Origin of the sequence: Kitasatospora sp. NPDC058406, from assembly GCF_042722765.1 — a bacterium.
Taxonomy (GTDB): Bacteria; Actinomycetota; Actinomycetes; order Streptomycetales; family Streptomycetaceae; genus Kitasatospora.
The window spans coordinates 1-2,882 of the sequence record NZ_JBHXKE010000454.1; the positions used below are offsets into that span (position 1 = coordinate 1).

2 protein-coding genes and 1 pseudogene are annotated in these 2,882 nt (G+C 73.6%); 2 read left to right on the forward strand and 1 reads right to left on the reverse strand.

Annotation, left to right across the window (positions count from 1 at the left end; all coding sequences use genetic code 11):
• Positions 1-43: 43 nt before the first annotated feature.
• Positions 44-1,627 carry a Na+/H+ antiporter gene (locus tag ACFWOG_RS40370; protein WP_329883706.1) on the reverse strand — a complete coding sequence of 528 codons (1,584 nt, stop codon included), beginning with the start codon at positions 1,625-1,627 and terminating at the stop codon, positions 44-46.
• A gap of 176 nt (positions 1,628-1,803) precedes the next feature.
• Here ACFWOG_RS40370 and ACFWOG_RS40375 point away from each other — a divergent pair.
• A pseudogene (locus ACFWOG_RS40375) lies at positions 1,804-2,436 on the forward strand (NADP-dependent oxidoreductase); the annotation flags it as partial.
• Positions 2,437-2,614: 178 nt separating this feature from the next.
• The gene (locus ACFWOG_RS40380) at positions 2,615-2,713 is read left to right on the forward strand and encodes a zinc-binding dehydrogenase (RefSeq protein WP_380364681.1); all 99 of its coding nucleotides are present in this window, start codon (positions 2,615-2,617) and stop codon (positions 2,711-2,713) included.
• Positions 2,714-2,882: the final 169 nt, after the last annotated feature.

Below are 2,882 nucleotides of genomic sequence, written 5' to 3' on the forward strand. Positions count from 1 at the left end.
CGCGCGGGGAGGGCGCGGGGCGGGGCCCTTCCCGGAGGGTCCGTCACTTCCGTTCGGAGCGCAGGTCCAGGCCGCGGAGGACCTGGTCGACCAGCTCCGGGTCTGCGCCGGTCTCGGCGCGGGCGACCAGCATCTCGCGCCGGGAGGCGGCGATCATCTCCTGCTCGACGCTGTGGGCGGCGCGCCACTGGGAGAGACGCTGCTTGGCCTCGGTGGCCTCCTCCTCGGCGTAGTTCTCGGGGCAGAGCCGGGCCAGCCGGTCGTGCTGACGGTCCCGCAGCCGGTCGGCGACCTCGGCGGGCAGCTTGTCCTGCTCCTCCAGCTCGCCGAGCCGGTCGAGGCCGGCACGGGCGGCGCGCCACCAGAGCTGGCGGACCGCCTGCTCGTGCCGGTCGTGGTCGAGGTCGAGGTGGAGCCACTTGGCCAGCAAGGGCAGGGTGAGCCCCTGGACCAGCAGGGTGAAGAGCACCACGCTGAAGGCGATGAAGACCAGCCGGCCGCGTTCCGGGAAGGCGTCACCGGAGTCGACGGTGAGCGGGACGGCCAGGGCCAGCGCCACGGTCGCCACCCCGCGCATCCCGGACCACCAGAGCACCACGCTCTCCTGCCAGCTGATCGGGGTGTCCTCCTCGGAGCCGGAGCGCAGTTTCTGGGAGAGCCAGCCGGCCGGCAGCAGCCAGAGCAGCCGGACCACGACGACCACGGCGATCACCACGGCGGCGTCGCCGAGCATGCTGGTCCAGCCGGAGCCGGCCTCCTTGAGGACGGTGGCCAGTTCGAGCCCGATCAGGCCGAAGGCGACACCGGTGATCAGGATCTCGACGATCTCCCAGAAGGCGTTGCCGACCAGCCGGAAGGAGACGGCGTCGGCGTCGGCGGCCCGCTCGGCCAGGTAGAGCCCGCAGACCACGACGGCGAGGACGCCGGAGCCGTGGATCTCCTCGGCCAGGCTGTAGGCGGCGAACGGCACCAGCAGGTTGAGCGCGACCTGCTGGGTCGGGTCCTCCAGGTAGGAGGCGAGCTTGGTGTTGGCCCAGCCGAGGGCGACGCCGATGACGACGGCGAGCACCGCCGAGAGGACGAAGCGGAGCACGGCGTGGCTGGGCGAGAAGTCGCCGCCGACCACCGCGTCGATGGCCAGCGAGTAGATGACGATCGCGGTGACGTCGTTGAACAGGCCCTCGCTCTCCAGGATCGACACCAGTCGGCGGGGCAGTCCGACGCTGCCGGCCACCGCGACGGCGGCGACCGGGTCGGGCGGGGAGACGAGGGCGCCGACGGCGATGGCGGCGGCGAGCGGGAGGGCGGGCAGCAGCCAGTGCACGGTGCCGGCGACCGCGACGGTGGTGACCACCACCAGGGCGACGGCGAGCAGCAGGATGGAGCGGATGTTGGCCTTGAAGTAGCGGACCGAGGAGCGCCGCGCGACGGCGAAGATCAGCGGTGGCAGGACCAGCGGCAGGATCAGGTCGGGGTCGATGGCGATGTCCGGGATCTGCGGGACCACCGCCATGACGATGCCGAGCAGGGTCATCAGCACCGGTTGCGGCACGCCCGTGCGGCGGGCCAGCGGCATGGTCACCACGGAGGCGAGCAGCACCAGGAAGAGCAGGGGCAGCTGGCCCACGGGGAGGTTCCTCTCGGCGACGGACGGGTACGGCGCGGACGTGATCCGGGCCGCCGTCGAGGATAAATCTGACAATGCACTCAACTGTGGCAACGCGCCGAGGACAGGGGTTGACCTCAAGCAGGCTTCACGTCTGATGATCGAGCCCCGACGGTCGACCAGACAGGAGTTCCCCCATGAAGGCAGTCACCGTGCCCCGGTTCGGCGGCCCCGAAGTGCTGCGGGTGGCCGAGGTGCCCGACCCCGTCCCCGGGCCGGGCGAGGTGCGGGTCACGGTCTACGCGGCCGGGGTGCAGCCGGTCGACCTCTCCGTCCGTGCGGGCCTGGCCCCGGCCGGCGTCGAGATAGCGCCCGGGCTGGTGCCCGGCAACGAGTTCGCCGGGGTGGTCGACCGTCTCGGGCCCGGCACCGAGGGCTGGGCGGTCGGTGACGAGGTCCTGGGCTTCCGGCTGCTCGGCTGCAGTGCCGAGCGGGTCGTCGCGGACGTCGCCCGCCTGGTGCGCAAGCCGGCCGGGATGCCCTGGGAGCAGGCCGGGGCGCTCTCCGCCTCCGGGCAGACCGCGCACCTCGCGTTCGAACAGCTGAAGGTCGACCGGGGCGAGACCGTCCTGGTGCACGGCGCCGCCGGCGGGGTGGGCACGATCGCCGTCCAGCTGGCCCGGGCCCGGGGCGTGACCGTGATCGGCACCGCGGGCGAGCGCAACCACGACTACCTGCGGGAGCTCGGCGCGATCCCGGTCGCGTACGGCGACGGGCTGGTCGAACGGGTCCGGGCGGTCGCGCCGCAGGGCGTGGACGCGGCCTTCGACGCGGCCGGGCGCGGGGCGTTGGAGGCCTCCGTCGAGCTGGTCGCCGACCGGGACCGGATCGGCACCGTGGTCGACTACCCGGGCGCCGGACGGCTCGGCGTCCGGGGGATCCGGGGGGAGCGGACGGCGGCCCGGCTGGCCGAGCTGGTCGGCCTGTGGGAGGCGGGGCGCCCTGCGGGTGGAGATCGCCGACACCTTCCCGCTGCAGCGGGCGGCCGACGCCCACCGGCTGGTCGGCACCGGGCACGTCCGGGGGAAGGTCGTCCTCGTGCCGTGACGGCGTGCGACGGGCCCCGGGCGCGGGGCGTCTCGCGCCGGGTGCCGCCCCGGGCACCGGACCGCCGCCCCGGCCGATTGTGCGTTCCGGCTGCTGACCAGGTAATGTTCCTGCCGTCAGCAGGCGCCGCTAGCTCAGTTGGTTAGAGCAGCTGACTCTTAATCAGCGG